The following is a 26346-nucleotide window of genomic DNA, read 5'->3' on the forward strand; positions in this document are numbered from 1 at the left end:
TTGGATAGATATCATTTCAGAGCGCACCAGGGAATAGATCGAAAAAAGCCTGCAGAGCTGTTTGAAATGTGCGCCTAAAACAACTAACAAACCTAAATTAGTGGTCTAACATAATCGAGGTATCATACCTTCTTCTCGAAAAGGCTGATTATAATTTCACGGTTCATGACAAAAGTGTAAATAATCGAAAAACGGTGCTACTACACCTACTACTTACTACAAATAGAGGCAACAAACTGGTTATGAGACCAATAAACCATAAATCTCAAATTATCCATCTTACTACATTTTAACGACCACCTTACTACGGTCAGATTTGTAGTAAGATGTAGTAAGATCAATTAAATCTATCTTACTACACTTAAACAGCTGATCAAAAGAACATTAGTCCTTTTTGTAGTAAGTAGTAAGATCATTATAGGAAATATAGTATCCTTTTACAGGAAAGAACTGGTTCTCGTGTCCACGGCGCTGTGCTTGAGTGAAGCCAAGGAACTTCAATGCCTTTCCAACTTCGACGGGATTGATCTTTAACTTCCCCTCTGTTCTGCCTGTGAGATTTTCACACAAATCGGTAGCTGTAAAGAATTGATCGTGGTGTTCTTTCGTGCCAGGGGAATAGTACTTCTGGATGAGCTCGAATTCCACGGTTATGGTCTTATACTTGCTGTTTGCCAGCTCATTATCCTGTATCTCCTGAACTGTCATTTCATACCTATACCCCACTTTGTATAATTGATATGCCTGCGACCAAACCAGGTTGATATCAATGTCGCTCTTGTAAGCCCAATCGATATGTCGGACACCGAAACACAACCACCGTACACTTCCCGTTTCATCCACCAGAAACTCAGCCTTGTTAGTTGAGCCCCAGATAGAAGCGCGCCTCGGTTCCATTTTCGGCCGTCGGTCGTATGGGTGACGTACCTTAATATACGACTTACTCATCAACGTTTTCTGAGCATTGATTTCGGTCTTGGAAAGCGTAGACAATTCGTCCTGAATTATTGCGAAGTTTTGGCAGAGCGCAATGAGACTATCCTTATCCACCGAAATATTTTCGGCTTGGTAGTCTTTCAACTGTTCTGGAATCAAGAATCTGGTCAATGTCGTCTTACCGCTGTTTTGAGCGTCCTGGACAAAAATCAGCGCTTGCTTATTAAAATAGTCATCATCCAACGCGCATACTACGCACCTGATCAACCATTTTTTGAACTGAACTTTGAAGCGTTCCGGGTCATCGACGTGGATATAGCCAGCAAACTGTTCAATGTAATCACCATGCTCTTCCTCTTGCCAGCGCTCTGCAACCGAATTAAAATACCTTTCAAAGGGATTGATTCTGGGTACATAATCAGAACACAGGAAAGTGTTGATCTCGGCTACACTTGTTTTATGTCCAGCTTCTCGCGCCTCGATGTACAAGGTGTTAAGATTTACGCTAAAATATTCTCCATGCCCCTTTTCACGTATAAATACTTCATTCAAAATGACATTGTAAAGAAAGTCGTATTTGGATGAAAGGAACCTGATCATATTTACAGTTGCGCTCTTTGAGTTCGGACCAATGGATTTTATTCCTTGATACTTTTTCATCTTTCTGTTCGGATATTGATAATCGAAAACAGAAATGGTATATTTGACTCACCACAAGTTGAATACCATCTCCAAGTGTAGCAGCGAATCCTTCGGGGTTCGCTTTTACTTTTTTGATCTGCGATAATCGTTACCAATAACGTATGCGCGAGCTTCTTCTTCGATCTCTTCCACCGTTCTCCTTCTACCTGTTCGAAGCCATCTTAACAGTTCGTCCCGCGAAAAATATAGTCGTTTCGACTTTTTCATCACAGGTATTTTGCCCGAAGAAACCAGATTGTAGACCGTTGGCTTCGCGAGGTTCAACAATAAAACCGCTTCGTCAATAGATAGCAGATCGGGCGAGTCTGGGAGTATTGATTGAGCGCTCTTAGAGGTTAATTCGAGGACAAGAGACTCGATTCTGTCGAGCCTCTTGTCGATGACACTAAAAGGATTTTCCATTTGCAGATAAAATTTGTTTTTGCAATGGTAGGGCCACATTTCACTGTTTCACAGCGGTTTGTATAAATTGTAAGAATTGTAATTCAGTTTTGTAATCGTTTCTTAATTTATCTAATCGTTTGTTATCCTCGGTTCGGAAATTGTTAGCAGTCTTTTCTTTCTCAAACCCCTCGAAATGATCGCATAGTAAGCTTATATACTCTTCTGACTGTCCCGTTTGAGGCAAATTGAGGTAGTGAATAGACTTACTCATAAATTGATGAAATATCTCTCTCGTGATCATTATTCTGTTTTTGTGAAATTTGATCTTTGCCTCCATCTCCTCACCTAAAAACGCCACTTTTAGAAAGCGGATAAAATCAATTTCTGATAACTGCGGTACTTCATCGCTGCAAGCAGGACAGCATATTATATTGAAGAAATCAATAACTACTGACATTGGGAGTCCATTAAATCTGTTTTTTCTTGTACTTATTTGAAGCAGCTCGTGACGAAACGTAGTGAAACTAGCAGTGTCATTTTCTCTGTGTGAGATTGTTTCACCAAATATTAATTCATTCCCCAACATATTGTCGTCGTCCCTTTCTGATTTTATGGTGTGAGAATTAGTAGCCAATTCTTTCAGCAATGCGCTACCATAATCAGGCTCAACGCTTCCAACGCCAGTTGATTTTTTGTCAACACTGATACTATCAAAATCTCCCTCCTTTACTCTCTCCGCAAGATCTTGGAAAAATGAATGATCGTCTACGGATGATAATTGCATCCGTTTAAGGCACCTACTTGATGACAAGGCAGTATTAATATGTATGAAATTCGCTCGAATGGTCTTTGAAATTGTCCTGATTGTATAGAAGATGAACCAAGCAGTAAATGCTGCACCTATGTAGGTACCAATTCCATAGTTAAGCTCGCGTCCTGTCCACAATGATAGTTTATACAAAACCAACAGCTCAACAAAAATCAAAAGCGTGATGATTGAGACCATTGTCGCTTTTACAATGAACTGGCGATTTTTATGAAATTCGATAAACTGATCACGTGACAAACCGTACTTCAAATACAACTGCAATCCTATTGTTAGGGTTCGAAGTCGGTTAGGTATGTCCACTTTCCGATCGAATACACACATGTATTCCCTGAGCTTATAATCATGAATATTTAAACCGTCAATTCTCGGCCCCTCAGAAGCGCTTCTATCTTTCTCCATTACATTACAATTTGATACGGCTAGCCGCCTCCATCTTCTTTTTGTCAATAACCTTCGTATATATCTCAGTCGTCTTCAAATGACGGTGCCCCAGCAATTTGGATACTGTGTAAATGTCCGTTCCAAGTGTCAGTTGAAGCGTAGCGTAGGTGTGTCGGAAGCAGTGAAAAGTTATCTTCTTAGTGATGCCTGCGTTCATGATCCATCGCGCAAGCTGCAAGTTTGTATGTGCAGAATATTTAAGTCCTTTGAAAACGCGCTCCTTATCATCTTCTCTTTCTCCCATTTGTTCAAAGGCCTGATCAGAGATATGAAGCGTTTCCGCGCCTTTTGTCTTTTGCTGCGTAAAGCGAATGAAGTAACCATCCATTTCCGAATGCTGGACCTCCTTCCAGGTTAACTTGATCATATCCGACCAACGAAGTCCGGACAATGCCGAAAAAATAGCGGCACGTTTTAAAACCGGGTGTTCGCATTCCGTTTGGTATACGGCTTTTAATTCTTCCAGAGTCAGAAACTCGCGATGCGATTCCCCTTGTGGAACGCCCTTCACGCGAAGAATTGGATTCACGGCAAACAACTTTTCCATAAATGCATCTCTTACACAGGCCCGGAATTTGTTGAAATAAGTGTACTTGGTATTTTCAGAAAGCCGTGAGTGCTCAGATTTTCGAGATTTGACTGTTGCCAGAAAGGTCTTAAAACCTTCACAGAATTTTTCATCCACTTGGCCAAATATGCATTTGCCTCTGGTATACAGCAAAAGGTACTTGTAGGTGCCATACCAGTTATCATAGTTCCCTTTTGACTTATTACGCTTGATCATCTGTTGCTTGAAGTAGGCCAGGAAATCGCGTTTTGAATTCAGCCGATCGGCGAAGTCGAAGTTTTGATTGATGAATTGAATTTCGCGTTCAGAACGGATACTTTCGGCCTTTGCTTTACTGATACGATTGTATTCCTTTTGTGCCGAATTAGAGGGCTTATCATAGAGGTATATTTTTAGAAATTCCCTTCTCGTCTCCTTACCAGTCTCGGGAATATATATTGCCGGATAATAATCCAGATATAAACTCAGCCTGCCATCGGCCAGCGCTTTTTCTCTGAGCTTTACACTTCTTGTACGTTCCATCATATAAACAATTTGTCGATTGAACTTCTAGATATTACAATACGGCGACCCAATTTAACAGATTTGATTTTTCGATCGCTGATAAGCCTCCACAGTGTCGTCCTACTGATCGTAAGTAGGGAACAGGTATCTTGGACAGACAGATAATTTTTTGCGGACGTATCACCCGCAGACGTTTTATTTTTCGATACCTGTCTTCGCTCCACAGTCTCCTTCTCGCTCTGTTCTACCTTGCCTTGGCGAACTCGCTTTTTATAGTTTCTCCTATTGCACTTAAGGCAGCAGAATCGGGTCTGCGTGGTCCGCGCAGTGAACCTTTTATTGCATTCCTGGCAAATCCGTACAGTTTCAATAGATGAGCTCATTTCGCCATTATTTTTAATTGTTTCAGGATGTTTCCTAACGTTTCAGGATGTTTCTATATGTTTCAGTATGTTTCATCATTTCCCCCCTAAAGGGCGAAAATTTGTACCTTTTTGTACCTCGCGCTAAATATACCATAAAAGGTACAAAAAGGTACAAATCAAATATGTAGCAACGAAAAATACCGAAAAACAAAAAACCGCATCAGATCGCTCTAAATGCGGTTTTTATTCATTTTACTTATGGGTTCTTATTGGTATTTATAGCCAATTACTTCCCGATACAAAACTTACTGAAAATATTATCCAGCAAATCATCCGTAACAATCGTTCCCGTAATCTCGCCCAAATGATGCAGCGCCAGCCTTATATCCTGCGCAAGGAAATCGCCGGTGATGCCGAGTGACAAACCGTTTATGACATCCGTTAACGAATCATAGGTTTTCACCAGATGTTCGTAGTGACGCAGGTTTGTAACCACTGTGTCGCCGGCAGATTGTTTGTGCACCATGGAAACAAGTTTTCTTGTCAGATCAGGCAAACCTTTTTGCGTCTGGGCGGAAATGGCGATGATTTCATTTTCCAGCTTTTGCAGTCTTTCTGCTTCGGATGGATTGATGTCGATTTTATTTAAAACATACAAAACCTGCTTTGTGGGCGCGAGTAATTTTGCCAGTTCCTTGTTTTCCTGAAACGTTTCTTCGCTGTCAAAAAGGAAAATAACCATGTCGGCTTTTTCCATGGCCGCTTTGGAACGTTCGATGCCGATGGATTCTACAAGATCGGTTGTTTCGCGGATTCCGGCGGTGTCGATGAAGCGGAATTTCAATCCCTCCAAAACCATTGTGTCTTCAATGACATCGCGCGTCGTTCCGGCAATGCTGGTGACAATCGCTTTTTCTTCGTTGAGCAATGCATTCAGTAACGTGGATTTGCCGACATTCGGTGAACCGATAATGGCAACAGGAACGCCTTCCTTGATCGCGTTTCCAAAATCAAATGAATTGATCAGCGGCTCAATGGCTTCCAGCAAGGCATTGATCAAACGACGCAAATCATCGCGCTGAGCAAATTCGACGTCTTCTTCGCCAAAATCCAGTTCAAGTTCGATTAAAGATGCAAAATGGATGAGTTCGCTGCGGAGTGAAGCCAGTTTCTTTGAAAAACCGCCCCTTAACTGGTTCAAAGCAGTTTTATGACTTGCCTGTGAATCGGCAGCGATCAGGTCGGCAACGGCTTCGGCTTGCACAAGGTCAAACTGGCCGTTCAGAAAAGCACGCTGGGTAAATTCGCCCGGCTTTGCAATTCTTGCGCCTTTTGTAATCAGTAATTTTAGAATCTGCCGGATGATATAATCCGAGCCGTGGCAGGAAATTTCAACGGAATCTTCTTTTGTAAAAGATTTCGGCGTTTTGAAAACCGTTACCAAAACTTCATCGATAATTTCCCCGGCATGCTGTATCGTACCGAAATGCACCGTGTGGCTTTCGGCATTTTCAAGATTTTTTCCTTTGAAAACGGTATTTACGAGGGCAATGGAGCCCAGTCCGGAAACCCTGATTACGGCAATGGCACCCACGCCCGACGGCGTTGCAAGCGCGCAAATAACTTCCTGCTGTTGGATTTGAATCGTGTTCATATTACAAATATGCGACTAAATCAACGATTGAACATGGAAACGGTGCATTTTGAATTTCTTACATTTGTGGCATTTTTCGTAACATTTGTTTGTTACCTTTTTTGAACATTTCCTTTTTGAACTTTGCTTACTGAAACTTTGCCGATTGTCACCACTCAGCTTCCCGTCATGGAGGCCTTTTACACCCTGCAGGGTGAAGGGCAGCATAGCGGGCGTGCTGCCTATTTTATTCGTCTGGGCGGATGTGATGTCGGCTGTCACTGGTGTGACGTAAAAGAATCCTGGAATGCCGATCTGCATCCCAGCTTTTCCATTGATTCCATTGTGGAAGGCGCTCTGCAATATCCCGGCCGGCTTGCGGTGATCACGGGCGGCGAGCCGCTGATGTATAATCTGGATGCACTCACTGCCGCTCTTAAGCATGCGGGTTTTAAAACAAACATCGAAACGTCAGGTGTATATCCTTTTACGGGTTACTGGGACTGGGTCTGTTTTTCTCCGAAGAAATTCAAAAATCCGCATCCGGACATTTATAAAAATGCAAATGAGCTGAAATCAATTATTTACAACAAAAGCGATTTCGAGTTTGCCGAATCGCATGCGGGGCTGGTTTCGCCGGATTGTACGCTGCTGATGCAGCCGGAATGGAGTAAGCATACGCAGATGCTGCCTTTGATAATCGACTATATCAAAGACAATCCCAAATGGAAAATGTCGTTACAGACTCACAAGTACATGAACATTCCATAATGCAACGTGCCTTTTTCGTTATTTTGCTTGCAAGTCTGATTATTTCAAACCGGATCATCGCGCAGGAAGCGCCATTGTCAAAAAAAGCGCGTGAAAATTACGAAAAGGCGCAAAAAGCATGGCAGGGACGGCAGCTTCCGGAAGCGATTGCTCTTTTTGAAAAAGTACTCGAACAGGAGCCGGATAGCTATGACACGCATCTGAGGCTTGGCCAGATTTACGAGCTTCAGAAAAATCAGGATCTTACAAAAAAGCACTATTCGGCTGCCGTTCAGCTGAAACCTGCTTCTCCGCAATCCGCGGCTGCATTCCACTGGCTTGGCCGCTATCATTTTGATTCGGAAAGGTACGATTCCGCGCAGGTTTATTTTGAAAAGTCAATTGCGCTTTTTCCTGTAAAATCAAGTCTTTCCAGATTGACGGAGAAATTGATCGCCTCATCAAAGTTTGCCCGGAATGCCGTTAAAAACCCTTTGAGCATACAAAAAGTCTCGCTTGGCGACACAATCAACTTTCTGCATACGCAATATTTTCCTGTTGCAACCGCGGATGATGAAACGCTTATTTTTACCGGACTTACCGAAAACCGGGATGAAAATATTTACATAGCGCACCGCAGGCAAAACGGCTGGGATGTGCCGGAAGAAATTTCAAGCGCCATTAATACCACCAATAATGAAGGAACATGCAGCGTTTCCGCCGACGGCAGAACGCTTGTGTTCACAGCCTGCAACCGCCAGGACGGCTACGGAAGCTGCGACCTTTACATTTCCAGAAAAGAAGGCAAGGAATGGAGTGCGCCGCTGAACCTCGGCCAGAACGTAAATTCAAGAGACTGGGAATCACAGCCTTCTCTTTCGGCAGACGGACATACGCTTTATTTTGCTTCCGACCGCAAAGGCGGAATCGGGAAAAGAGATATCTGGGTTACGACACTGGATGCCAGAAAAGAGTGGACGGAGCCGAAAAACCTGGGCACGGCAATTAATTCTGCCGATGACGAAAATGCGCCGTTTATTCATGCCAACGGACGGACTTTGTTTTATGCTTCCAACGGCTTTCCGGGCATGGGCGGACTGGATATTTTTATGTCGCAGCAAATGGATACAGTCTGGTCGCAGGCTGTAAATATCGGCTATCCGATCAATACGGTTTCGGATCAGGTCGGATTGTTCATTGCTTCGGACGGGCAGAAGGCGTATTATACGGATGACAATTCGGATAAAAAAAGCGGCCGTTCGCTGATTTATACCTTTAAATTGCCGGAAACGATCCAGAAACAGATTGTGCCGGCACGCTATGCAAAAGGAAAGGTTTTTGACAAAAAAACCTCGGCACCACTTTCGACTGACATTGACCTTTATGATCTGAAAACGCAGCAGAAAGTCGGCGCATTTACATCCGACAGCAAAAACGGATCTTTCCTGACTGTCCTGAACAGTGGCGGCGAATATGCATTTTACGTTTCCAAAGCTGGCTATCTTTTTAAAAGCCTGACTTTTACAGTCAGTGACACTACTTCTTATGTTAATCTGGACATTCCGTTGGAACCAATTGAAAAAGACCGCGCCGAAGTGCTCAATAATATATTTTTCAAAACCGGAGCATACGAGCTGGATGAAAAATCAAAAGTCGAGCTGAAAAAAATGGCTGATTTTTTGACAGACAACAAAACGGTTCAGATTGAAATTTCCGGACACACGGACGATGTTGGCTCGGATACCGAAAATATGGAACTTTCCAGAAGACGGGCGCAGTCCGTACAACAATATTTACAACAGTCGGGAATTGCGGCAGAAAGGATTCTGGCCAAAGGTTATGGCGAAACAAAGCCGGTAGCGCCTAACGACTCACAGGAAAACCGTCAGAAAAACAGAAGAATTGAATGGCGCATTCGCTGAACCGATTTGCATAAAGAGCTGAAATTTCGCACTTTTGTCCATGACGTATTGTTGTATATGACGAGCACAATCATTGTATTGCTTCGGTAAAAATCCTGTTCAATGCCTGATTCTGACCCTCATTTTTTTAAAACACAGGTTTACAACATACGTCGTTAACAATTAGTATTTATAATAACATGACATCTGAAAAAGTTTCTTGTTTGATTATCGGCTCCGGCCCTGCCGGATATACAGCTGCTATATATGCTTCACGCGCCGGACTGAACCCGGTTTTGTACCAGGGCGCACAGCCGGGCGGTCAGCTCACCATTACGACGGAAGTTGACAATTATCCAGGCTATCCCGACGGCATAACAGGGCCTGAAATGATGATGAATTTCGAAAAGCAGGCAAAGCGCTTCGGAACGGATATCCGTTATGGTATGGCTACGGAAGTGGATTTTACATGCTATCCGCTGAAAGTAATCATTGACAACAAACATGAAATAACCGCCGATGCCGTTATTGTTTCGACAGGTGCTTCGGCCAAATGGCTGGGCATTGAAGGAGAAGACCGTCTGAACGGACGCGGCGTTTCGGCGTGTGCAGTTTGTGACGGGTTCTTTTTCCGCGGACAGGATGTTGTCGTTGTAGGTGCAGGCGATACTGCTGCCGAAGAAGCAAGTTATCTTGCAAAACTGGCACGTAAAGTTTATCTGCTTGTTCGCCGTGACGAAATGAGGGCTTCCAAAATCATGCAGAAACGGGTGGAAATGCTGCCGAACATCGAAATTCTCTGGAATACGGAAACGGTAAAACTGAACGGCGACGAAGGTCTGGAATCGGTGCTGGTTAAAAATACAAAAACCGGTGAAGAGCAGCTTTTGAACGCAACCGGATTTTTTGTTGCCATCGGACATAAACCGAATACCGAAATCTTCAAAGGATACCTGAACATGGACGAAACCGGCTACATTCAAACTGTAAAAGGAAGTGCATGTACCAATATAAAAGGTGTTTTTGCCTGCGGCGATGCACAGGACAATGTTTACAGACAAGCCATTACGGCTGCCGGAACGGGCTGTATGGCTGCGCTTGACGCAGAAAGATTTTTAATGGAGCGTGAAGTCGAAATTCTTGCAGAAGAAGCTGCGGCCTAACAAAATACCGGAATCAATAATTTATCAGACTGTACGGCTTGTTTTATGAACCGTACAGTCTGATCCAGTTTTACAACCTATGATGAAAATAAAGCTTATTGTAAGTTTGCTAATGATCGTGTGTTTGATCTCCCGGAACACGCAAGCGCAAGAGCGAGGAAAATTCAAGAAAAATCCGAAAATAAACCAGTCCGGAAACAACGCCAACGAAGGACCTACAAGAATTGCAACGCCCCAGCCCGAAGACGAATATCAGGTCGAAACATCCAATTTGAAATTCCAGAGCCAGTTTGAACCTGTAAAACCATTGAATCCGCTAGTCAGCGAGGATACGACGACCATTGACGAAGGTGAAACCGAAGTAGTGGAAGTTGTGGATTCCCTGCTTGTCGCCGATGAATGGGTAAAAGCAGCTGAATACTACGTAATCTGGGATGCCCGCACCATTAATCCGTATGGCCTGAGCCCGCTTGAATTTGATGAGCCCGTTGACCTTACCTTATATGATGAAGCTGCCAAGCGTATGTGGAGTACGCCGCTGGCTGTAACCAAACCTACTTCCCAGTTCGGATACAGATGGGGAAGATGGCACAATGGCAGCGACCTTGACCTTGAAACCGGCGATACGGTCCGTTCCACTTACGACGGAATGGTTCGCATTGTAGCATGGGACGGAAGCGGATACGGCCGTTTTGTAGTTGTAAGGCATTATAATGGCCTTGAAACACTTTACGGGCATTTATCAAAGCAACTTGTTGAATCCGGTCAGATTGTAAAAGCAGGCGAAGTAATCGGGCTTGGCGGAAACACAGGCCGCAGTACAGGCTCGCATCTTCATTATGAAAACCGTTACGAAGGAAACCCGTTCGATCCGAGACATATTTTTGACTGGGACAATAAAATGATCCGCTCGGACCATTTTCTTTTAACCAGCAATGTATGGGGCCATCTTCGGGGAAAATCCAACAAAAGTGAATTTGAATCCGGCGATGCAGCGCCAGTCTCTGTATCGCGCTCCATTTTACATAAAGTACGTTCCGGCGATACACTTTCCTCCATTGCAGGAAAATACGGCGTCAGCATTTCTTCCATTGCACGCAGAAACCGTATGTCAAGCCGTTCGACATTAAGAATCGGACAGAAGCTCCGCATTAAATAATCATTATGAAACTAGATATTCTTGCCATAACCGCGCATCCCGACGATGTGGAGCTATGCTGCGCCGGAACTTTGCTGTCACAGATTGCACTCGGCAAAAAAGTAGGTATTGTGGATCTTACACGCGGTGAACTGGGCACAAGAGGAACGCCGGAAGGAAGATTGCAGGAAGCACAGAACGCCGCAAAAATCCTGAATGTACAGGTAAGAGACAATGTGGGGCTTGCAGACGGCTTCTTTGCCAATAATGAAGCACATCAGAAAGCCATCATTCCGTTTATACGTAAATACCAGCCGGATATTGTCATCACCAATGCAGTCGACGACCGGCATCCGGATCACGGAAGAGGCGGCAAACTTGTTTCAGACAGCTGTTTTTATTCCGGTTTGCGAATGGTCAAAACCTTTGATGAACAGGGAAATGAACAGGAAGCATGGCGCCCGAAACAGGTTTTTCATACGGTGCAGGACCGTTATGTTTCTCCAGATTTCATTGTTGATATTACAGCATTTCACGAGCAGAAACTGGAAGCAATCCGTGCATTTAAAAGTCAGTTTCATGTACCGGAATATACAGGAGAAGGCGAACCTCAGAGCTATATTTCCACACCGGAATTCCTGGAATTCGTGATAGCACGCGCAAGGGAAATGGGCCATGCAATCGGTGCGACGTTCGGTGAAGGTTTCACGACAGCACGGAAACTCGGCGTGAGAGATTTATCGGTGTTCATTTAATTTTTTCTTCAACGATATTGTTATTAAAAAGCCAAGCAATTCAACTTTTGCCTGCTGCAATTCGTATATAGGAAAAAACAAATAGGAACATGATGAAAAGAGCAATTGCATTGCTGCTGTCGGGTGTATTTACATGCTTTCTGCAAAGTTGCTACGGGCAGACTTCACCGGCCGGGCAAAATGAGAAAAAAAGTACGGAATACTCTCACACCGATACCGAGCCGGTAAATAAAAGCAACAAGGACTGGCAAAAAATACTTTCGCCGGAAGTGTATGAAGTGGCACGCCTGAAAGGAACCGAAAGGCCTTTTACCAGTAAATATGAGCATTCCAAAGAAGTAGGAACATTCTATTGCGCCGTTTGCGGCAATGCACTTTTTAAAAGTGACGCCAAATATGAAAGCGGCTGCGGCTGGCCGAGCTTCTTTGAACCGATCAGCAAAAAATCCATCATTGAAGCAGCTGACAACAGTTACGGGATGCGGAGAACCGAGGTAATGTGCGGAAGATGCAAATCGCATCTTGGCCATGTATTTGATGACGGACCGCCGCCAACCGGCCTGCGTTATTGTATCAACGGCGTTGTACTGGATTTCGAAAAGGCCAAAACGGCCGAAAAGACTTACAACAACAAGAAAAATTCAAACAGCGGCAGTTAACTTGTTTAGGATAGCTTTTGGCGATCAGCTTTAAGCAACAAGCATTAGCTTTGAGTTAGTAAGAAAACGACTATTTGAAAGTGCCATATCCGGAAATAATTCCGGTTGTGGCATTTTTATTTTCTACAAAAAAACATTTTACATTTTACATTTTACATTTTACATTTTACATTTTACATTTTACATTTTACATTTTACCTTTCACCTTTCACAAAAAACCCCAGCATTTCCAGCATCTTTTCAAACTCCAGCTGATAATCGGCATGGATCAGAACAGGTTCCTGCGATAAAGGATGAACAAATTCCAGTTCAGCCGCATGCAGCAGCATCGTTGTCATCTGCAGTTCTTTCTTGAAATACCGGTTTTGTTTATTGCATCCATATGGCCGGTCACCGATAATCGGATGAAAAATATGCGCCATATGCTTTCTTAACTGATGCATGCGTCCGGTCAAAGGTTTCAGTTCTATAAGTGAATAACGCGAAGTTGCATGTTTGCCGATTTTAAAAGGTACTTCTACCCTTTTCAGTGTTGTGTAAGCCGTAAAAGCTTCCTGAACAGTGCCGTCTTCTTTTTTCAATGCATAATCTATTTCTCCGCTGTCTTCTGTAAAACCCCTGAGTATGGCATGATACTTTTTTTTCACCGCGCCTTCCATAAACAGCTTCTGCATCGTACTGTTAACTGCTTCATTCAATGCAAATAACAATACACCGGCCGTTTTCCTGTCCAGACGATGAACGGGAAATACTTTCCGGCCCAACTGGTCGCGCAGCAGCTGAACAGCGAACATTTCCGCATCGGCTGCGATCAATGACCGGTGCACAAGCAGGCCATGCGGTTTGTTTACCGCTACAAGGTTGAGATCCTGATAGATAACCTGAAGCGTAGAAATAGTGTTAAGTAATACTGGACTTTCGATGACTTTATTAATTATTTATTTGTAATCATTTCAATTTTAAACAACGATTTGTTTCTATCTTGAACGCTTTCACAAACCTCATTCTAACTTTTGTCTTATTAACCTACTTATTTTTTAATTCGTTATGAAATTTAAACTTTTACTTTTTACCCTGTTTGTAAACTGCTCCTATTTAAAAGCCCAGAACTGCTCCACGGATTATGTCTTAACAAGTCAGCAAAGTATCGACGATTTTCCCAAAACTCCGGATTGCGCCATTGGAAACCTGAAAATTTCCGGAGCCGACATTACGAATCTGGACGGACTTTCAGGAATCAAGGAAATCAATGGATACCTGGATATCAGCATCAATCCGCTGCTCACGAATGTAAACGGATTATCCGGACTTACCAAAGTATCGGGCTACATTGAAATAAGCAACAACAAGTCTCTCGTCAGTCTGGCCGGACTGGAATCATTGGCGATTGCAGGAAACAGCATCAAGCTGGCAAACAATGCCGCACTCAAGAGCATTTCGGCCCTGAGTAAACTCACAACAATCAAAAGTTCTCTTGAGATCAGCAAAAATGATGTTCTTCCAAACCTCAACGGATTCGGTGCACTTGCACAGGTATTTGGCTACGTTGAAATTTCACAGAATCCGTTGCTTACGAGCCTCTCCGGACTTGAATCCCTGCAGATGGTCGGAGGCAATCTGAGAATTGCAGAAAACAATGTACTGAAAAGCTTTTCGTCACTCGACTCTCTTACCAACATTAACGGCTTCCTGGAAATCAGCAACAATGCTGTTCTTAAAAACATGCAGGGTTTGTCCCGGCTTTCCAAAGTTCTTGGCTATATCAATATCAACAACAACCCGCTCTTGGTTGACTTATCGGGACTTGAATCGCTGACTTCCGCAGGCGGCAATCTCCGGATTGCAGCAAATGATGCGCTGAAAAGTATTGCTTCGCTGCAGAAACTTACAACTATAAACGGGCTGCTTTCCATTGGACGCAATGCTTCATTGCCCGACCTCCACGGACTGGAAGGCATCAACGCCATCAACAGTGCTGTTGCCATTGCAGCTAATGACAGCTTGAAAAATCTGGACGGATTGAGCGGAGTAACTTACATCGGCGGGTTCGTTTACATCGGAAGAAATCCAGCTCTGACCAGCCTGGCAGGATTGAACAAGCTGACTACAATTTCCGGATATCTGAATATTGAAGACAACGATGCATTAACGAACCTTGCCGGCCTTGACAATATCAATAATTCCTCCATTGAATTTCTGCAGATCAAGGATAATGACCAGCTAGCCATTTGCGGTGTCAAAAGCATCTGCCAGTTCCTTACTTCCGGCACCAATTATAATCTGGAAGGCAACGCGCCGGGCTGCGCTTCGCAGACAGAAGTGGCAAGTTCTTCATCATGTCAGACTGCATTGCCTGTCGATCTTGTAAGTTTTACGGGGAAAAGTTCGGTAGAAGGCAATATTGTTTCGTGGCAAACGGCATCGGAAACAAATAATGCAGGATTTTTACTCGAGAAAAGCAGCGACGCGCGGACTTTTGAAGAACTAGCCTTTTTGAAAGGTCAGGGAAATTCCAGACAACTGTATCATTACAGGTTTGCAGACCCGAATCCATTTGAAATTACCTATTACAGGCTGAGGCAAACTGATCTTGACAATGCAATTACTTATTCCCGGATTATTTCTGTCAAACAGAACGCTGCGCAGCATGCCGTAAAAATATTCCCGAACCCTGCAAACGGTGAGCTTTTTATAGAAGCTGAAAACAGGAACCTTGCATACAGTATCAGAAACAATAACGGTATTACAGTAAAAGAAGCTGCCGTACTTCCAGCCAAACCGCTGGATACCAGCGAACTTGAAAACGGATTATATCTGATAACAATCGGAAGCGAAGTATTCAGGGTAATTATCAGCAACTGATAAATTCATGCATTCGGCCGGATACGACAGGAATCAGCTTTTCCTGTTGTATCTGATCCGGAAGCGGACAATTACCCAAAGTACAAGGTATAATATGCCCAGCAGCACACCAATTTCCATACTGAAAACCAACGCTGTACGATCCACCGCACTTTCCAGCAGATTCTTCAGGATCAATCGCGGGTCATGGATAATATCCCAGCTGTTCATTCGCCTGACCCTTCCAAGGTATACGCCAAAACCCGCAAGCGGCAAACTTGCCAAAAGGAAAGTATTACTTGTTACACGATTGAAAACGCGCCGCCAGGAACGGTGGATCCAGTACAATGAAACAAGGCCATTGAACAGACTGACTTCTGCATAGAAAAACAGCATAATGACATCATGCCACGTAAGGTCCCGTTCATAATCGACGGTCAGATGCGCGAGATCCGTGATCATGTAAGGCGCATTGGGAAAAAAAGCCAGCCATACAACACTCAGCAGAATGAGTACAACAGGAATTTTGCCAAAACGCTTTGTAAAGTTATCTGCAAAAAAAGCAATGATCAGCGGAATCCAGCTTAGGAATAAATTCCAGTCCATTGAAAAATCAACGGGGGAATTAAACAAAATACGGATAAGATGAAAAAATACAGCAACGAAGCTTAACAGTAACAGCAGTAACAGCGAAAACAATCCTTCCATTGAAATGATGGCAGGATCTGATACGCTAAACTTGTGATTTCTTATCCAATCTATCAAACGATCCAATAGTACTTCATTTTAGTTCATGCATGACGGCTTAAAATGCAAAGCAAATGAAAATAAAAAAACGCATACCAGACCTATATCCTAACGAATAATTGACACAGGTGTAATTTCAATATCTCCCTGATTGGTGCTGCTTACGTCTGACAAACTCTGACGGGGTTATGCCTGGGTTGGATTCTTTTGTTCTTGTTTGGGCCTGCGCCTTTTATTTCTTCCGGATGACTTTGAAGAAGCAGGATTATTGGGCTTACTTTTCCTCGGTCCCTTTGACCGGGAACGCCGGACTTCAAACACAGGTGCTTCTCCAAGGCCAAGTTCTTTTGTAATGGCTTGCTTTTCAACTTCTTTTTCAAAAAGCTTTTCTATTTTCAGAACATACTTCTGATCCGATTCATTGATAAAGGTAATGGCCGTTCCTTTTGATTCGGCACGTGCTGTACGGCCGATTCGGTGTACATAATCCTCCGGATCGCGCGGCACATCGTAATTTACAACGTGGCTCAGGTTATCAATGTCGATTCCTCTTGACAGTACGTCGGTAGCAACAAGGACAGGAAAAGTCCTGTTTTTAAAATCTCTTAAAACAATTTCCCTTTCTGCCTGTTCGGAATCCGATGAAATTCCTCTTGCCGAAAGCCCCAGCTTGCGGAGAGAACGGACAATCGGTTCAACAGTGGATTTTCTGGAAGTAAAGAGCACCATGCTTGTACTTTGCACCTGCGAAAGCAAATGAAGCAGCAAAGGCAGCTTCTGCTCGTCCTTGGCAAGATAAAACTGCTGGTCGATCCGGTCTGCCGGACGCGACACGGCCAGCCTGATTTCCTCCGGATTTTGCAGGATGCGTTTGGCAAGGTCATTGATTTTCGGAGGCATCGTTGCCGAAAACATCAGCGTCTGCCTTTTGGCAGGCAAATAGCTCATGATTTTCAGTATGTCTCCCAAAAATCCCATATCCAGCATGCGGTCGGCTTCATCCAGCACCAGATGCTTTACATCGCTGAAACTGACGTAACCCAACTGCAGATGCGCAATAAGCCGTCCGGGCGTGGCAATAATAATATCTGCTCCTTGTGTAAGCGCTTTTTTCTGCTGGTCCCATTCCGGACCTTTGTTACCGCCATAAACGGCAATACTCGTAGCTCCTACAAAATAGCCAAGCCCCTGAATCTGCTGATCGATCTGAACGGCAAGCTCGCGCGTCGGAACCAGTATCAGCGCTCCGGTTTGCTGGCTGGATTCGTGAGCGACTTTGTCAAGAATCGGGATAAGATATGCGGCTGTCTTGCCGGTTCCTGTCTGAGCGCAGGCTAGAAGGTCTTTACCACTAAGAATAGAAGGAATGGCCTGTTCCTGAATGGGCGTGGCCTGTTGGTAGTTCATGGAATCCACGGCGTTGAGTACGTCTTCGTGGAGTTCAAATTCATTGAAATTCAAAATTCAGCTTGTATAGTCCGGAAACACTTGTCTCAGGAAGTTGATAAAGAGCTGACTTTCATTTTCCTGTCAGCAAACCGCTTGATTTTAACAAATATAATAAATTTCCGTCTAAAATAAAAGAAGGGATTGAACAAGTATGCAGCATACCTGTTCAATCCCTGTTCACGACCGTCCATCTTCATTCATATGCCGGAACAGGCGCCAGATCAGCCGTTTCTTCATCCGTGTACAATCTGGATTTTGTAATAAACCTTACGCCCAGTGGAATTTCCAGAGAAAAACTTGCTCCGCGGCCTTTGGTAACATCTATAGTAAGCTGCGTATGCTTCCAGTATTCGAACTGGTCACGGCTCATGAAAAATTCACAGCCTGCAATTTCTCCAAGAAGCACATCGCTTTGAGAAGTTCTGAATTCACCTTTTTCAAAACACATCGGCTGCGAGCCGTCGCAGCAGCCGCCGCTCTGATGGAACATTAGCTCGCCAAAACTTTCTTTCAGCGTATTGACAATTTTTTCGGCTTCGGGAGTGATCAGTACTCTGGATGTTGTCATTTCTCGTTTATTTCAAAAGAAGCCCAGTTTGTTCTTGTCGTAAGAAATCAGCATGTTTTTGGTCTGTCGGTAATAGCCAAGCATCATTTTATGGTTTTCGCGTCCGAATCCTGACTTTTTGTAACCGCCGAAAGGTGCATGTGCCGGATATGCATGGTAATTATTGACCCATACCCTGCCCGCCTGAATGGCACGCGGAACCTGATAAATCTCGTGTGCATCGCGTGTCCACACGCCTGCGCCCAGGCCATACAACGTATCGTTTGCAATGGCAATGGCTTCTTCAGTAGTTTTGAAAGTGGTTACGCAGACAACCGGGCCAAAAATCTCTTCCTGAAAAATCCTCATTTTATTATGTCCCTTGAAAATAGTCGGCTTGATGTAATATCCGCCTGAAATCCCGTTTTCAAAAATCTGCGCGTCGCCGCCTGCAAGTACTTCCGCTCCTTCTTCCTTACCAATTTTCAGGTACGAAAGAATTTTTTCATACTGATCATTGGAAGCCTGCGCGCCCATCATCGTTGAACTGTCCAGCGGATGGCCCATTTTAATCGCATTGGTCCTTTCAATAACGCGGCTCATGAATTTTTCATAAATAGACTCATGCACCAGCATTCTGGACGGACATGTACATACTTCGCCCTGGTTCAAAGCAAAGAGCACGGCGCCTTCAATGGCTTTGTCGAAAAACGCGTCATCCTCGTCCGCAACGGAGGGAAAGAAAATATTCGGTGATTTTCCGCCAAGTTCCATTGTCACCGGGATGAGATTGTCGGAAGCATACTGCATAATCAGGCGGCCGGTTGTTGTTTCGCCCGTAAAAGCCACTTTCGCTACTCTCGGTGAAGATGCAAGCGGTTTTCCTGCTTCCACGCCAAACCCTGTCACGATATTCAGGACTCCGGCAGGTAAAATATCACCGATCAGTTCCATCAGGATCATGATGGAAGTTGGCGTTTGCTCGGCCGGCTTAACGACCACGCAGCAGCCGGCTGCCAAAGCGGGAGCGATTTTCCAGGTTGCCATCAGCAAAGGAAAATTCCACGGAATAATCTGTGCAACAACGCCGAGCGGTTCATGCAGGTTGATGCAAACCGTATTTTCATCGTGCTCCGAAACGCTGCCTTCTTCTGCACGGATTACGCCGGCAAAATACCTGAAATGATCCACGCATAACGGAAGGTCTGCCGCACGTGTTTCACGGATGGCTTTGCCATTGTCGACGGTTTCAACAATAGCCAGATATTCCAGATTATCTTCAATGACCTGCGCAATTTTAAGAAGCAGATTACTGCGGTAAGTTGCAGCTGTTTTGCTCCATGAAGGAAATGCCCTGTGCGCAGCATCCAATGCTTTTTCTACGTCTTCCTTTGTGGAACGTGCTGCTTTTGTAAAAACCTGTCCGTCTATCGGAGAAACATTTTCGAAATATTCACCTTTAACCGGCTCTTCAAACCGGCCGTCAATAAAGTTACCGTAACGTTCCTTGAATTCCGGCCTTTTAGCCAGGCTTTCACTTGCATAAGCTTTGCTTTCAACAGCTGCGCTCCCGGTGATTGTATCCATATCCTGAACATTGATTTAAAATGAATAATGACACAAACCTAATTCGTAAGCCAGCCAATCATTGGCACAATTGTTCCATTTAGTAGCACTATTATCTCATTTAATCAAAAAAGAATTATATTTATAGCTTATCTCCATTTTTGGCAAACCTCAATTAACCCGGACTCAGCAGTAATGGCAACAGGACACCGATTGAACCAGATTATGGTTTCAGAAGAGAAGTCACTCAAGACACTTGTAGAAAACCGCCGCGCCTTTACGCTTCAAAATTGTGAACTGAACATTTTTGAAACATTCCAGCCTTCGCTTCTTGTGCCGCTTACTTTCAATGATCTGGTTATTACGAGCATGCTCCGCGGAAAAAAAGTAATGCATCTTTTTGACAGGCCGGGCTTCGATTATTTACCCGGTGAAACGGTTCTGGTGCCGGCAAATGTGACGATGAAAATAGATTTTCCGGATGCTAATCCCACAAATCCGACGCAATGCATTGCACTTTCACTGGACCAGGCCAAAATCCGGCAGATTGTGAACCGGCTGAATGAAGAATATCCGCGGGAAGGAAGCGACGAATACTGGAAACTGGATCATCATGAATATCACTTCCTGAACAACCTTGAACTGGCGCAGAGCATGAACAAACTCATTAACATCTGTTCAAGTTCAAAAATAAGCAAAGATGTTCTGGCCGATCTGACACTTCAGGAACTGATCGTGCATATTATTCAAAAGCAGAATCTTGAGTCGGCCGCCCATTTTTCTTACGGCAAAGAAGACAGTCCGCTTGCCTATGTAATCAGTTACATTCAGGCCAATATCAGCGAGAAAATTCAGGTGGATGAACTCAGCGAAAAAGCATGCATGAGCAGGACTTCATTTTATCGTGCATTCAAAAGGGAATTCAGCATCAGTCCGCTGGAGTTTATCCTGAAGGAAAAAATCAAAAAGGCGAAGCAGATGCTGTCGGAAACAAAAACCAGTATTTCAGATGTTTGCTATCAACTCGGTTTTTCTGACCTGAACTATTTCGGAAGACAGTTCAAGAAATCCGAAGGAATTTCCCCTTCTCAGTACCGCATGGTTTCCAATATGCATGGCGAAAAATAAATTCTGTGACACATTTCGCCCATGTAGAACTAATTTATTACGTATATACATATTAGTTCCTATTTAGTTTTAACATTGATAAGTAACTTCTACTTTCATACCGTTATATTTAACGGGTTTTGACACATTGAGGCTTTTTGCGGCCGCTATTGGCTTCCGGAAAACAGATGAGGCAATTTCCTTGGAATGTAATTCAGTTATCGCTGGATATTCACAGCCGCGTTGAACCGCTTACTTACCGTTAGATAATTCTTTGAAAAATTATTATCCGTTTGTATTGTATATCAAAGTTAACCCCAAAATACAAACGTTAAAATATATACCTCATAATCAATCCGTTGCAATCAATAAATTTTCCGAAACAGGGGTTATCCTCATATTAAATTCTGCATTGATCTTTTTTAAATCTTAATAAAATACCATTTGATCATTTGCAAGAAATTTTATTTATATATTTGCTTAACAAATCCTTCTGATATAACCTGTATTGTAAAATATGATTGCAAAACCTGCAATTCGATTGATTTTACAATCCAAACAATCAAAATTGTAATTGATAATCAGTTAATTACATGTTACGTACGACTGGAAATGTCAGTTTTAAAACTGTAAAATACGTTTTTCAGGTTGCAAGGCCAAGGTGGCGCTGCTTTCCGTGATGGTAACGTTCCGGGTTTTTCAAGCCTTGTTACTGCAGGTTTAAGTTTTACTTCAAACCGCCTGATTGCAGCCGAATACGATGTATAAGAGTTTAACCATGCCGATTCAAAGGATCAATCCTCATCGGATTCAAGGATATAAAGGTTCAGGCATGGCAAACAGAGAATTTATTCCAGAATCATTTACGACAGATGATGACAAACATTTAAAATTTAATTCCCCTACTATAAAATTCTGATAGCTAAAATTTACACTGCTATGACAAACGTTATGATTATTGAGGATGAAGTGAAAGTTGCCAATGAGCTTAAGTTCATGATCGAGCAAAGCAACAGCAACTTCAAAGTATGCAGCATTCTTCATTCTGTTCTTGATGCAAGAGTATGGCTGATGAACAACAAAGCACCTCAGCTTATTTTCTGCGACATTCATCTTAAGGATGGACTGGGTTTTGAAATTTTCCGTAATCTTCCGGTAGTTGCGCCAGTGATTTTCTGCACTTCCTATCACGAGTATGCACTCAAGGCTTTTGAAAATAATGGCATAGATTATCTGATCAAACCGATAGACAATGCGCGACTTAACCGGAGCCTGAAGAAGTTTCTGCAGCTGAAAGAAATTTTTACCGAGGAGAATGCACTGTTCAACAAGCGGAACAGCAATGCAGTTTCTTATATGAATGGCTATAAAAGTTCGCTGCTCGTTTATTATCAGGACAAAATTATTCCGATCAGCTTGGATAAACTGGATTTTATCTATTACAACAATTATCACGTAACCGTTCACACTCAAACCGCACAATATGAAACACGCGATACTTTAAACAATATCATTACAACTCTCAATCCAAGGGATTTTTTCAGGGCAAACAGGCAATTCATTGTTCACAGGAAAGCTGTTACTAGCATTCAACAGTACTTTGGGAGAAAATTACTGATCGGAATATCATCGCCTACGCCGGAACCTGTCATTATCAGCAAGGCAAATTCCAGTGAATTCCTGAAATGGGTTGAGGGCGTTAACTATCAGACACCTTTGCCGCTGATGCTGGAAAATGCCCGTTTTATCAATTAACTTGTCTGATTGGTGCCGGCATTATTTGACTGTGAATAATCTTTACAGACTTTTGATCCCGCGATCAACAATACAATAAATTATTAGACGGCATTATGAAATTTTTATATTGCTTCCGACTTTTATTCGCCTGACGAAAGCAAAGAAACATTATTTTTTATTGTAGAAACTGTTTACAACGTATATAGGTATTGGTTAAAATAGTTCTAAGTTACTGCCTGTAACTTATTTACCGGTTCATACATCAACTGCCTCAGACTTGTATATCAAAGCCTGCTGCACTACAAAAACTAAAAAATTAATGGAATAATATGATGTCTGATTTTACTCAAAAAGAATATTAAGTCAACTGCGGAGAAGTGGCGAAACAAGCTAGCGGGATTATGGCCATGCTTTTTTCACCTTGTACATACTTCTTTTGACCAGACGATTTTTAATACTACCTAATTATGTAAACGTGCCAATGCAGCCGGTATGAGATCACTGCGAATGCACTTCGAACTGAGCGTTAAAGCCGCAATCATGTAAAAGATTGCGGCTTTTTTACAGTATTACTCAGTCAGTGGCTTAACCTGAATGTCTTTAAAAAAGACAACGCTTTTAGGATCATGTGCCTGCAAAGCAAATGTACCGCTGCTCAGAATCCGGTTTTTCATATCGCCCGGTCTCTGGTCCGCATCGGTTTCTTCGTAATCCACAACCGTTTTGTCATTGATTTTGATTGTTATATGCTTCCCTTCCACCTTGATGTATTCCGTGTACCATTCGTCGTCTTTCACGTAGGTTTCCTTCACATCTTTTATGTTGTATAAACTTCCGGTTCGCTTCCAGTCCGTATGCGAATTGTTAACCTGCACTTCGTAACCCTTGGATGGCCAGTTGTCTTCTTCATAAGCGGTATGAATGTAAATTCCGGAATTTGCGCCCGGTCTGGTTTTCACCTGCGCTTTGAACTCAAAGTTTTTGAACATGTGATTTTTCACAGGCCCGTCGTAGAACAAATGCGCGCGCGGCCCGGCAACCTGAATGGCACCGTCCACGACCGAAAACGAGGAAGCATTGGCTCCGACTTTCCAGCCATCCAGATTTTTGCCATTGAACAATGAAACCCAGCCGTCCTGCGCCATGACGGAAAAACTGGCCGAAAGGCTGATCATGAGGCTCATCATTAATTTACCCGAAACTTTTTTCATGAATGCTTTATGATTAACTGTTTATAAAATGTGGCAATAAGAATTACAGTACAGCAAGTAAATCTCAAACAGGAACAAAACTACTCCTCTTCAGTAAAGTATTCAGATGAAAAATGCGCGGTAAGGAACGGATTATAAACGATTGCGTTTATGCGATATGGTGCCGGGAGCTGTTTCAGGAAGGCAAAAAAATCGGTTACTTACCGGAAAACGGCATAACCATACTAATCGAGTTATTTTTTCAAAGGTCCATACCGGGGTTTTGGAAGCATAAAATAAAAATCGTTACACGGTTAAATTATAAATTCAAAGTACCGTACGGCCTGTTTCTGACCAGTATCAAAGCCGTTCAACTATTAAATTTTAATAAATATTTACAACTAAAAACTGATACACACTCTATTACAGGAATCATACAATTGAATAATCCAATTTTACATTTTTGTTAATTTAAAAAAAAATCCGGGTAACATTCTGCTAACTCTTGTTTTTTTTATCTTAAATTTGTCCAACTTTATAAAACAACAAAATTCCGGTTTAAAAATGTTGCTGCCGATTACTGCTTCAATGTTATACAACCGAAATTATTATGCTCAACTGGTTATTTGACACTAAAAAGAAAGAGGAACTGGATTTGTCCCGAATCGGGATCGATATCCATTCCCATATTATTCCGGGCATTGATGACGGTGTTGAAACGATTGAAGAATCGGTTGCAATGGCCAAAAAAATGCAGGAATTTGGTTACTCACGCATGTTTACAACTCCGCACGTGATGTGGGATTGTTACAAAAACACACCCGAAATTATATCAGCAGGTCTGGAAGATGTAAGAAATGCAGCAAAAGAAGCCGGCCTGACCATACAGATCAATGCAGCAGCGGAATACTTTATAGATGAACACTTTATTGATCTTCTGACAACCGGACAGGAGCTCATGACATTACCGGGAAACAGGCTTCTGGTCGAACTTCCTTATACTACTCCTTTGATGAACACGTCTGAGACGCTTTTTTCCATTATTGAAAAAGGATATCAGCCGGTTCTGGCGCATCCGGAACGTTATACCTATTTCTATTCCGATCCTTCGGTTTATAAAAAACTTGCAGACCAAGGATGTGAACTGCAGGTGAACATTCTTTCCCTGAGCAATCACTACGGAGAAAATGTCAACAAAATGGCAGAATGGCTTTTGCGGCATGACCTGATCTCCTATCTCGGAACCGATGCGCACAAGATTCAGCACGTTGAACTGATCGTGAAAAGCAACAAAAATAAGTGGCTTACAAAATATCCTTTTCAAAACGAAAAACTTATTAATATTTGATATTGATAATTGAATTTATTCTACATTTGTAATAAATTATTAATTGAATTGTATTAGTATAATATTTTGTACCATCAAGAAAAAAAGAAATCGCAAATGAGTGTATAACTTATAGTTACACTTTCAAACTGGCGACCGGTCCTTACCAAATCCAGAGTTATTTTTTCAAAAAAATCCGAAGTTTCAACCCAAAATTCATTTCTCACCAACAAAACTTTTTACTCACCGTTTTTACATGAAAATACACCGCTTTTTGCCTGTTAGATTACTAGTATTTTTATCGCTTGCGTACATTGCTATTGTGGGAGGAACCACTTCATGCGTATCGCCGCAATCAATCATTTATTTCCAGGGAGACACCGCGAGCATTTCAAGAGCCAAAATACAACAAAGCTATGTGCCGGTTATCGAGAGTAACGACATGCTTTCCATTGTGGTCGGAAGCTTAAACCAGGAAGCCAACGCCATATTCAACTCTGCAAACGAATATGCAACGACATCTACCAGTTACGGTTCCGGAAGCAGCTCGGGTCGCCAGCCTTTCGGTTATCTTGTTGACAGGGACGGAAACATTGAACTTCCGCTGGTTGGAAAAATCAAAGTGGAAGGACTTACAACACCGATTGCAGCGGACACCATCCGCGGAAGACTACAGATGTATCTTAAAGAGCCGTCTGTCAACATCAAGAATATCAACTTCAAGGTTTCAGTGCTTGGAGAAGTGAACAGGCCGGCGGTTTATGTTGTCCCTGATGAAAAAATCACCCTCCCTGAAATCCTCAGTCTTGCAGGCGACCTGACGATTTACGGAAGAAGGAACAACGTAATGATTATCAGGGAAGAAAAAGGAGAAAGACAATATGCACGTGTTGATCTTACTTCCAGAAAAATCTTCGAATCGCCTTTCTATTATATGCACAAAAACGATGTAATATATGTAGAACCGATTAAAGCAAAAATGAACACTACAGACAGGGCAGTTCAGTTGGCTCCTTTGTTTGTAAGTATGGTAACTGCCCTAGCCCTGCTGATTTACAGACTGAGGTTATAACAGTAAATTTTGAATACAATAAACATACTCAACGG

General features: G+C 42.8%; 23 protein-coding genes. 11 read left to right on the plus strand and 12 right to left on the minus strand.

Going from position 1 to position 26346, the window contains the following annotated elements:
- Positions 1 to 384: 384 nt before the first annotated feature.
- From FEM33_RS03220 to mnmE, 6 genes are all read right to left on the minus strand, one after another.
- Positions 385 to 1596 (minus strand): VapE domain-containing protein, encoded by a 1212-nt coding sequence (locus FEM33_RS03220; protein ID WP_139010676.1) that lies wholly within the window; start codon positions 1594 to 1596, stop codon positions 385 to 387.
- Between the two features lie 105 nt (positions 1597 to 1701).
- Positions 1702 to 2079, minus strand: a complete 378-nt coding sequence (locus FEM33_RS26945; RefSeq protein WP_139010677.1) for a helix-turn-helix domain-containing protein — start codon at positions 2077 to 2079, stop codon at positions 1702 to 1704.
- A gap of 1 nt (position 2080) precedes the next feature.
- Positions 2081 to 3250, minus strand: a complete 1170-nt coding sequence (locus FEM33_RS03230) for a hypothetical protein (protein ID WP_139010678.1) — start codon at positions 3248 to 3250, stop codon at positions 2081 to 2083.
- A 4-nt stretch (positions 3251 to 3254) separates the two neighbouring features.
- The gene (locus FEM33_RS03235; RefSeq protein WP_229214065.1) at positions 3255 to 4385 is read right to left on the minus strand and encodes a site-specific integrase; all 1131 of its coding nucleotides are present in this window, start codon (positions 4383 to 4385) and stop codon (positions 3255 to 3257) included.
- Complete coding sequence (locus FEM33_RS26950) at positions 4382 to 4747, minus strand: helix-turn-helix domain-containing protein (protein ID WP_139010679.1); 366 nt, start codon at positions 4745 to 4747, stop codon at positions 4382 to 4384. The genes FEM33_RS03235 and FEM33_RS26950 overlap by 4 nt, the downstream gene beginning before the upstream one ends.
- Before the next feature lie 268 nt (positions 4748 to 5015).
- A complete protein-coding gene (gene mnmE, locus FEM33_RS03245) occupies positions 5016 to 6383 on the minus strand; it encodes a tRNA uridine-5-carboxymethylaminomethyl(34) synthesis GTPase MnmE (protein WP_139010680.1) in 1368 nt (455 codons plus the stop codon).
- A gap of 168 nt (positions 6384 to 6551) precedes the next feature.
- Between mnmE and FEM33_RS03250 the strand changes: the two genes are divergently transcribed.
- From FEM33_RS03250 to msrB, 6 genes are all read left to right on the plus strand, one after another.
- Positions 6552 to 7133, plus strand: a complete 582-nt coding sequence (locus FEM33_RS03250) for a 7-carboxy-7-deazaguanine synthase QueE (RefSeq protein ID WP_139010747.1) — start codon at positions 6552 to 6554, stop codon at positions 7131 to 7133.
- Positions 7133 to 9034 (plus strand): OmpA family protein, encoded by a 1902-nt coding sequence (locus FEM33_RS03255; protein ID WP_139010681.1) that lies wholly within the window; start codon positions 7133 to 7135, stop codon positions 9032 to 9034. The genes FEM33_RS03250 and FEM33_RS03255 overlap by 1 nt, the downstream gene beginning before the upstream one ends.
- A gap of 179 nt (positions 9035 to 9213) precedes the next feature.
- Complete coding sequence (trxB, locus tag FEM33_RS03260; RefSeq protein ID WP_139010682.1) at positions 9214 to 10176, plus strand: thioredoxin-disulfide reductase; 963 nt, start codon at positions 9214 to 9216, stop codon at positions 10174 to 10176.
- Between the two features lie 82 nt (positions 10177 to 10258).
- Entirely contained in the window at positions 10259 to 11335 is a 1077-nt protein-coding gene (locus FEM33_RS03265; protein ID WP_201747692.1) for a M23 family metallopeptidase, read from the plus strand.
- Positions 11336 to 11340: 5 nt separating this feature from the next.
- Positions 11341 to 12069, plus strand: a complete 729-nt coding sequence (gene bshB1 / locus FEM33_RS03270) for a bacillithiol biosynthesis deacetylase BshB1 (protein WP_139010683.1) — start codon at positions 11341 to 11343, stop codon at positions 12067 to 12069.
- Between the two features lie 92 nt (positions 12070 to 12161).
- Positions 12162 to 12728: a peptide-methionine (R)-S-oxide reductase MsrB gene (gene msrB / locus FEM33_RS03275; RefSeq protein ID WP_139010749.1), complete on the plus strand. Its 567-nt coding sequence runs from the start codon at positions 12162 to 12164 to the stop codon at positions 12726 to 12728.
- A gap of 194 nt (positions 12729 to 12922) precedes the next feature.
- Here the strand turns inward: msrB and FEM33_RS03280 are convergent, their stop codons facing one another.
- On the minus strand, positions 12923 to 13624 hold the full coding sequence (locus tag FEM33_RS03280; RefSeq protein ID WP_139010684.1) for a pseudouridine synthase: 702 nt from the start codon (positions 13622 to 13624) through the stop codon (positions 12923 to 12925).
- A gap of 151 nt (positions 13625 to 13775) precedes the next feature.
- On the opposite strand from FEM33_RS03280, the gene FEM33_RS03285 reads away from it, so the two are divergent.
- On the plus strand, positions 13776 to 15590 hold the full coding sequence (locus tag FEM33_RS03285; protein WP_139010685.1) for a T9SS type A sorting domain-containing protein: 1815 nt from the start codon (positions 13776 to 13778) through the stop codon (positions 15588 to 15590).
- A 33-nt stretch (positions 15591 to 15623) separates the two neighbouring features.
- Here FEM33_RS03285 and FEM33_RS03290 read toward each other — a convergent pair whose 3' ends face one another.
- The 4 genes from FEM33_RS03290 to FEM33_RS03305 all read right to left on the minus strand — a co-directional run bounded on the left by FEM33_RS03290 (position 15624) and on the right by FEM33_RS03305 (position 19899).
- Complete coding sequence (locus tag FEM33_RS03290; RefSeq protein WP_229214066.1) at positions 15624 to 16175, minus strand: DUF1361 domain-containing protein; 552 nt, start codon at positions 16173 to 16175, stop codon at positions 15624 to 15626.
- A gap of 327 nt (positions 16176 to 16502) precedes the next feature.
- A complete protein-coding gene (locus FEM33_RS03295; RefSeq protein ID WP_310588803.1) occupies positions 16503 to 17777 on the minus strand; it encodes a DEAD/DEAH box helicase in 1275 nt (424 codons plus the stop codon).
- A 181-nt stretch (positions 17778 to 17958) separates the two neighbouring features.
- Positions 17959 to 18333 (minus strand): DUF779 domain-containing protein, encoded by a 375-nt coding sequence (locus FEM33_RS03300; protein WP_139010687.1) that lies wholly within the window; start codon positions 18331 to 18333, stop codon positions 17959 to 17961.
- A 12-nt stretch (positions 18334 to 18345) separates the two neighbouring features.
- Positions 18346 to 19899 (minus strand): aldehyde dehydrogenase family protein, encoded by a 1554-nt coding sequence (locus tag FEM33_RS03305; protein WP_229214067.1) that lies wholly within the window; start codon positions 19897 to 19899, stop codon positions 18346 to 18348.
- Positions 19900 to 20073: 174 nt separating this feature from the next.
- On the opposite strand from FEM33_RS03305, the gene FEM33_RS03310 reads away from it, so the two are divergent.
- Both FEM33_RS03310 and FEM33_RS03315 read left to right on the plus strand, forming a co-directional pair.
- Positions 20074 to 21006: an AraC family transcriptional regulator gene (locus tag FEM33_RS03310; protein ID WP_139010688.1), complete on the plus strand. Its 933-nt coding sequence runs from the start codon at positions 20074 to 20076 to the stop codon at positions 21004 to 21006.
- Positions 21007 to 21936: 930 nt separating this feature from the next.
- Positions 21937 to 22740: a LytR/AlgR family response regulator transcription factor gene (locus FEM33_RS03315; protein WP_161597057.1), complete on the plus strand. Its 804-nt coding sequence runs from the start codon at positions 21937 to 21939 to the stop codon at positions 22738 to 22740.
- Positions 22741 to 23291: 551 nt separating this feature from the next.
- On the opposite strand, the gene FEM33_RS03320 is transcribed toward FEM33_RS03315, so the two are convergent.
- Positions 23292 to 23933, minus strand: a complete 642-nt coding sequence (locus tag FEM33_RS03320) for a 3-keto-disaccharide hydrolase (protein ID WP_139010689.1) — start codon at positions 23931 to 23933, stop codon at positions 23292 to 23294.
- A gap of 589 nt (positions 23934 to 24522) precedes the next feature.
- Between FEM33_RS03320 and FEM33_RS03325 the strand changes: the two genes are divergently transcribed.
- Together FEM33_RS03325 and FEM33_RS03330 are read left to right on the plus strand one after the other, a co-directional pair.
- Positions 24523 to 25260, plus strand: a complete 738-nt coding sequence (locus FEM33_RS03325) for a tyrosine-protein phosphatase (protein WP_139010690.1) — start codon at positions 24523 to 24525, stop codon at positions 25258 to 25260.
- Between the two features lie 235 nt (positions 25261 to 25495).
- Positions 25496 to 26311, plus strand: a complete 816-nt coding sequence (locus tag FEM33_RS03330; protein ID WP_139010691.1) for a polysaccharide biosynthesis/export family protein — start codon at positions 25496 to 25498, stop codon at positions 26309 to 26311.
- Positions 26312 to 26346 lie beyond the last annotated feature (35 nt).

The sequence above is a fragment of the Dyadobacter flavalbus genome (genome assembly GCF_006149045.1).
Taxonomy (GTDB): domain Bacteria; phylum Bacteroidota; class Bacteroidia; order Cytophagales; family Spirosomataceae; genus Dyadobacter; species Dyadobacter flavalbus.

What these genes read in the sequence shown, in the direction of transcription:
- FEM33_RS03220 (WP_139010676.1), bottom strand. Translation starts at nt 1,596, where the DNA reads ATGAAAAAGTATCAAGGAATAAAATCCATTGGTCCGAACTCAAAGAGC.
- FEM33_RS26945 (WP_139010677.1), bottom strand. Translation starts at nt 2,079, where the DNA reads ATGTGGCCCTACCATTGCAAAAACAAATTTTATCTGCAAATGGAAAAT.
- FEM33_RS03230 (WP_139010678.1), bottom strand. Translation starts at nt 3,250, where the DNA reads ATGGAGAAAGATAGAAGCGCTTCTGAGGGGCCGAGAATTGACGGTTTA.
- FEM33_RS03235 (WP_229214065.1), bottom strand. Translation starts at nt 4,385, where the DNA reads ATGATGGAACGTACAAGAAGTGTAAAGCTCAGAGAAAAAGCGCTGGCC.
- FEM33_RS26950 (WP_139010679.1), bottom strand. Translation starts at nt 4,747, where the DNA reads ATGAGCTCATCTATTGAAACTGTACGGATTTGCCAGGAATGCAATAAA.
- mnmE (WP_139010680.1), bottom strand. Translation starts at nt 6,383, where the DNA reads ATGAACACGATTCAAATCCAACAGCAGGAAGTTATTTGCGCGCTTGCA.
- FEM33_RS03250 (WP_139010747.1), top strand. Translation starts at nt 6,552, where the DNA reads ATGGAGGCCTTTTACACCCTGCAGGGTGAAGGGCAGCATAGCGGGCGT.
- FEM33_RS03255 (WP_139010681.1), top strand. Translation starts at nt 7,133, where the DNA reads ATGCAACGTGCCTTTTTCGTTATTTTGCTTGCAAGTCTGATTATTTCA.
- trxB (WP_139010682.1), top strand. Translation starts at nt 9,214, where the DNA reads ATGACATCTGAAAAAGTTTCTTGTTTGATTATCGGCTCCGGCCCTGCC.
- FEM33_RS03265 (WP_201747692.1), top strand. Translation starts at nt 10,259, where the DNA reads ATGAAAATAAAGCTTATTGTAAGTTTGCTAATGATCGTGTGTTTGATC.
- bshB1 (WP_139010683.1), top strand. Translation starts at nt 11,341, where the DNA reads ATGAAACTAGATATTCTTGCCATAACCGCGCATCCCGACGATGTGGAG.
- msrB (WP_139010749.1), top strand. Translation starts at nt 12,162, where the DNA reads ATGAAAAGAGCAATTGCATTGCTGCTGTCGGGTGTATTTACATGCTTT.
- FEM33_RS03285 (WP_139010685.1), top strand. Translation starts at nt 13,776, where the DNA reads ATGAAATTTAAACTTTTACTTTTTACCCTGTTTGTAAACTGCTCCTAT.
- FEM33_RS03290 (WP_229214066.1), bottom strand. Translation starts at nt 16,175, where the DNA reads ATGGACTGGAATTTATTCCTAAGCTGGATTCCGCTGATCATTGCTTTT.
- FEM33_RS03300 (WP_139010687.1), bottom strand. Translation starts at nt 18,333, where the DNA reads ATGACAACATCCAGAGTACTGATCACTCCCGAAGCCGAAAAAATTGTC.
- FEM33_RS03305 (WP_229214067.1), bottom strand. Translation starts at nt 19,899, where the DNA reads ATGGATACAATCACCGGGAGCGCAGCTGTTGAAAGCAAAGCTTATGCA.
- FEM33_RS03310 (WP_139010688.1), top strand. Translation starts at nt 20,074, where the DNA reads ATGGCAACAGGACACCGATTGAACCAGATTATGGTTTCAGAAGAGAAG.
- FEM33_RS03315 (WP_161597057.1), top strand. Translation starts at nt 21,937, where the DNA reads ATGATTATTGAGGATGAAGTGAAAGTTGCCAATGAGCTTAAGTTCATG.
- FEM33_RS03320 (WP_139010689.1), bottom strand. Translation starts at nt 23,933, where the DNA reads ATGAAAAAAGTTTCGGGTAAATTAATGATGAGCCTCATGATCAGCCTT.
- FEM33_RS03325 (WP_139010690.1), top strand. Translation starts at nt 24,523, where the DNA reads ATGCTCAACTGGTTATTTGACACTAAAAAGAAAGAGGAACTGGATTTG.
- FEM33_RS03330 (WP_139010691.1), top strand. Translation starts at nt 25,496, where the DNA reads ATGAAAATACACCGCTTTTTGCCTGTTAGATTACTAGTATTTTTATCG.